A 4,896-nucleotide genomic window follows, 5' to 3' on the forward strand; every position below is an offset into this window, starting at 1 on the left:
CCTCCTGCCTCCTCCCCATAAGGGGGAGGAGAGAGGCGGCGGCCGAAGCGATCGAGCGGAGGGTGATCAGACGATCGGGCGCGGCAGCTTGCAGCTGTCGAGCGCGCTCAGCGCCTTGGCGCGGGCGCTGTCGTTGAAGTAGCCGGTGGTGCGGTAGGAGGCGATCTCGTCCTTGTCGAGGGCGGCGAGCGTGCGCTCGGCGTAGCAGCCGCAGGGGGCGGCGAGCGAGTCCTCGGCGACCTTCTGGAACCTGGCCTGGGTCACGGTGCAGGCGTGGCGCACGCGGCCGGTCAGGTTGCTCTTCGTGGCGGTCTTCAGCGCCGGATCGGGCACGTAGCCTTCGAGCGAGGTGTACTGCGTCGAGCGGCCGGCCGAGTTGCAGGCGGCGAGCAGGGACACGAGGCCGGCCGCGACGAGCAGGCGGCCGGTGCGCGAAAACGTGAGGCGCATGGAGCGAACATCCGAGAGAGACGGGAGATCGTCGATCGCTTCCGTTCTTCGGTCCGCCCGCCCCGCGCCGCTAGGGCAGGAGAGTCACACTGGGCCGGATTGCGCCCGGATCGTCAGCCCCGCGCAAGCTTGAGCGTATCTCCCGCCGGCCCCGTGACCCCGAGGCCGGCGAGACGAACCTTACGCGGCGATGTCGGCGTCGGTGAAGAACTGCGCGATCTCGATCTTGGCGTTGTCGGCGCTGTCGGAGCCGTGGACGGTGTTCTCGCCGACCGACTCGGCGAACTGCTTGCGGATGGTGCCGTCGGCGGCCTGGGCCGGGTTCGTGGCGCCCATCACCTCACGGTACTTGGCGACGGCGTTCTCGCCCTCGAGCACCTGCACGACCACGGGGCCGGAGGTCATGAACTCGACGAGCTCGCCGAAGAACGGGCGCTCCTTGTGCACCTCGTAGAACTTCTCCGCCTGCTCGCGGGTCATGCGGATGCGGCGCTGGGCGACGATGCGCAGGCCGGCGGCCTCGATCACGGCGTTGACCGCGCCGGTGATGTTGCGGCGGGTCGCGTCGGGCTTGAGGATGGAGAAGGTGCGCTCGTTGGCCATGGTCCGGTCCGGTGACATGGAGAAAGGGGTCGCGCGACGCGCTGGATGAGGGCGGGCTCGAACGCCGCCCGAGAGGCTGCCGGCGCGCCGGGCTTATAGCGGCGGAGCGGTAGCCCCTCAACCGACCGGTGACGGGCGGCCGCCGCCGCGGGCCGATGCGGGGCAAGCTCGGCCTTTTTCGGCCCCGCCATGGCTTCAGCGCAACACCGCCGAAAAATCGCCGGATTGCGGGGGCTCAAGTCGGCGGACGGTCCGCCTGCCCCGGCTCGCCGCCGGGGCGATCTCTCCTCCGCAAGCCATAGGCCCGATCCGGGCCCAGCCTCAGGAGCCAATCCATGCGCATCGCCCTCGGCCTCGCCGCTCTGCTGGTCTCAAGCCCGGCCTTCGCCGCCCCCAAGGATCTCTCCGGCACGTGGCTGACGGGAGATGGACGCGCCAAGATCCGGATCGACCGCTGCGGCCCGAGCGGCAGCAATGCCTGCGGCAAGGTGGTCTGGCTGAAGTCCCCGACCGACGATGGCGGCGCGCCGCGCACCGACGTGAAGAACCCCGATCCGAAGAAGCGGGTGCGGCCGATCATCGGCCTCACGCTTCTCGACAACCTCAAGCCGGAGGATGCGGGCTTCGCCGGCGAGATCTACAACGCCGACGAGGGCAAGATCTATCAGGTCAGCCTGGAGCGCGAGAGCGAGGCCGAGCTGAACGTGCAGGGCTGCATGCTGAAGGTGCTGTGCGGCTCGCAGACCTGGACCCGCGTGCCCGACGTGAACCAGCAGGCCGCCGCCGCTCCCGTGGAAGTGCCGGCCAAGCCCGCGAAACCCGCCAAGCCGGCTCCGGCCAAGGCACCCGCCGCCCCGGCGGAGTGATCCGCGTCGCGGACGAGGCAAAAAGGGCGCGCCGTTGCCGGTGCGCCCTGAAGTCTGCCTAACCTGATGGGGGTTCAGGCCCCACGGAGCTAGGGCTACGCTTGCGCCCGGCAAGTGGGCGCGGGACCTGAAACGGCAGCCGCCGATCCGGTACTTCGGCCCCGTCCCACCGTTCTTCGGCCTCTTCCCACGCGCCTGTCATCGTCCTGTCGGATGGTTCGGCTTCTCCCTGTCGTCGTGGCGCCCGTGCAACCGTCCTGAAGCCTCGTGCTCCGGCCGGTCGCAGGCGCCTTGCGGCGGCGACGGCATCTGCTAGGCCGCTCGAACGGTGACGGCGGGGGCTGGCGCAGGTCCATGGCGCGCGCGGGGACAATCGGAAAAATTCGGGCCGTCACGGCCGGTCTCGCCGCTCTGCTCGGCCTGCAGGCCGTGACCGCGGCGGCGGCCGACCTCGCGGAGCGCGCCCGGCCCCGCTTCCTCGACTGGTCCGGCTTCTATGCCGGGCTTCAGGGCAGCGCGGGCGCGTCCTTCGGCAGTTACGATTTCGGGCCGACCACGATCGGTTCGCGCCGGGTCCGGACGATCTCGACGGGCGACGCCACCGGCAGCCGCGACCTCGGCGGCGACGCCACCACGGTGGTGGGCGGCGCCTTCGCCGGCTGGAACTGGCAGGACGGGGCCTTCGTCTACGGCATCGAGGCCGACCTCGCCGGCTCCAATCTCAAGCGGGGCGCCCGCTCCGATGCGGCGGGCTTCGGCTACGAGGCGATCGATCCGCCCTTCGCCCTGATTCGCGAGAAGACCGACGTGTTCGGATCCGTCCGCGCGCGGCTCGGCTACGCCTTCGGCAACAACCTGATCTACGCAACCGTTGGGCTCACCGGTGCCAACGGGCGGGTGCTCGCGACCTATCCGGACCTGGCCGGCGGCCCGACCGCGACGGCCGCCCGCGACATCTCCTATCTCGGCTTCACCCTCGGCGCGGGCGTGCAGTTCGCGGTCGATCCGCATCTCTCGCTCGGCATCGACTACCGCTACAGCGATCTCGGCGAGAGCCGCCGCTTCGGCCTCGGCACGCTGCCGGGCCTCGACGGCGGGCCGGTGACGACCCGCACCGGCTTCGTCTCCAACCAGATGATGGCCCGGCTCATCTGGCACCCTCAGGCGCTGACCCTGGTGCCGGAGGAGGAGGACGAGGTCCCGAAGGACACCCGCTTCTCGCTGCACGGTCAGACCACCTTCGTGAACCAGGGCGTGACCGGCTTCCGCTCGCCCTATCGCGGCCCACAGAGCCTCGTGCCGGACCAGGCGCAGGCGACGACGACCGCGACGCTGTTCCTCGGCCTCAAGCTCTTCGAGGGCACCGAGCTCTACTACAACCCGGAATTCAGCCAGGGCTTCGGCCTGTCGCGGACCCTGGGCGTGGCCGGATTCGTCAACGGCGAGGCGCAGAAGGCGGGCGCGCCGTTCCCGAAGCTGCGCTCGAACCGCTACTTCGTCCGCCAGACCTTCGGCCTCGGCGGCGAGACCGAGGAGGTGCCCGACGGGCCGAACTCCATCGCCGGCACCCGCGACGTCGAGCGCATCACCGTGATCGCCGGCAAGTTCGCGCTCGGCGACTTCTTCGACGGCAACATCTACGCCCACGACCCGCGGGTCGACTTCATGAACTGGGGCCTGTGGGCCTCGGCCGCCTGGGACTTCCCGGCCAACCTCCCCGGCTTCACGCAGGGCGTGATGGTCGAGTACAACCGCGCGGAGTTCGCGGTGCGCGCCGCCTACACGCAGGTGCCGAAGGAGCCCTCCTCCGACGTGCTCGACCCCCGCGTGTTCGAGCGGGCCGGCGCCGTCATCGAGTTCGAGGGGCGCCACACGCTGCCGGTGCTCGATCAGCCGGGCAAGCTGCGTCTGGGCCTGTTCTCCAATGTCGGCAACACCGCGAATTTCCGGCAGGTCGTGGCGCTGACCCAGGCCGGCGCGTTCCCCGACATCGGTACCGCGGTGGCCGCGACCCGCGAGCCCCGGCGCAAGAGCGGCGTGTACCTCAATCTCGAACAGGCCCTCACCCCCGATCTCGGCCTGTTCGCCCGGGCGAGCGTCAATGACGGGCGCAACGAGAGCCTGTCGTTCACCGATGTCGACGGCTCGGTCTCGGGCGGCCTGTCGCTCAAGGGCAGCGCCTGGGGCCGGCCGCAGGACACGATCGGCCTCGGCGCCTCGGCGAACCGGATCTCGCCCTCCCACCGCGCCTATTTCGCCAACGGGGGCCTCGGCCTGCTGATCGGCGACGGCCGCCTCGACAACTACGCCCCGGAGCGGGCGGTCGAGGTCTACTACGCGCTGAACCTGACGAAGGCCGTGACGATGACCTTCGACTACCAGCACGTCGAGAACCCGGCCTATAACCGCGACCGCGGCCCCGCCGACTTCTTCGGGACGCGCCTGCACACGGATTTCTGACCCGCCCCGTCGGCGGCCGCCGCCGGCGCCTCGGGCTCGGGCTCGGCCGGGCGGCATCCTGCGCCGGTCTCGCGCCGCGGCGCTGCGCTCCCCATATGAGGGCCTGTCGAGGACGTGCGCCGCCCCTTGCGCTTCCGCCGGTTTGGCGTGATGCCGCCGGACCGGCCGCCCTCCCACCCTTCTCTCAGCACCGATACGGAGAGCCCATGAGCTCCGGACACGCCCCTTCTTCCATGCCGTCCAACGCCGCACTCGAAGGCGGCGACGATGCCGTGCTGCCCTTCGCCGTCGAGGCCTTGGACCTGCGCGGCCGCGCGGTGCGGCTCGGCCCGTCGATCGACACCATCCTGCGCCGCCACGGCTACCCCGATGCGGTCGCCCGCCTGATCGGCGAGGCGGCGGCGCTCACGGTGTTGCTCGGCGCCTCGCTGAAGCTCGAAGGCCGCTTCCAGCTCCAGACCAAGACCGACGGGCCGGTGAACATGCTGGTGGTCGATTTCGAGGCGCCCGACCGGGT

Annotated in this window: 5 protein-coding genes; 3 read left to right on the top strand and 2 right to left on the bottom strand. The window is 70.8% G+C overall.

All coding sequences use genetic code 11. From position 1 onward, the window contains the following. Positions 1-66: 66 nt before the first annotated feature. On the bottom strand, positions 67-450 hold the full coding sequence (locus MFF42_RS07625) for a hypothetical protein (RefSeq protein ID WP_238255206.1): 384 nt from the start codon (positions 448-450) through the stop codon (positions 67-69). A 180-nt stretch (positions 451-630) separates the two neighbouring features. Beyond that, complete coding sequence (gene ndk / locus MFF42_RS07630) at positions 631-1,053, bottom strand: nucleoside-diphosphate kinase (protein ID WP_238255207.1); 423 nt, start codon at positions 1,051-1,053, stop codon at positions 631-633. Between the two features lie 335 nt (positions 1,054-1,388). Here ndk and MFF42_RS07635 point away from each other — a divergent pair, with 335 nt between their 5' ends. From MFF42_RS07635 to MFF42_RS07645, 3 genes are all read left to right on the top strand, one after another. Next, a complete protein-coding gene (locus tag MFF42_RS07635; RefSeq protein ID WP_238255208.1) occupies positions 1,389-1,919 on the top strand; it encodes a DUF2147 domain-containing protein in 531 nt (176 codons plus the stop codon). Between the two features lie 354 nt (positions 1,920-2,273). After that, positions 2,274-4,379, top strand: a complete 2,106-nt coding sequence (locus MFF42_RS07640) for a carbohydrate porin (protein WP_238255209.1) — start codon at positions 2,274-2,276, stop codon at positions 4,377-4,379. 206 nt (positions 4,380-4,585) lie between these two features. Beyond that, the coding region (locus MFF42_RS07645; RefSeq protein WP_238255210.1) for an Hsp33 family molecular chaperone HslO at positions 4,586-4,896 on the top strand (311 nt) is incomplete at its 3' end.

This window comes from Methylorubrum podarium (genome assembly GCF_022179745.1).
GTDB classification, from domain to species: Bacteria; Pseudomonadota; Alphaproteobacteria; order Rhizobiales; family Beijerinckiaceae; genus Methylobacterium; species Methylobacterium podarium.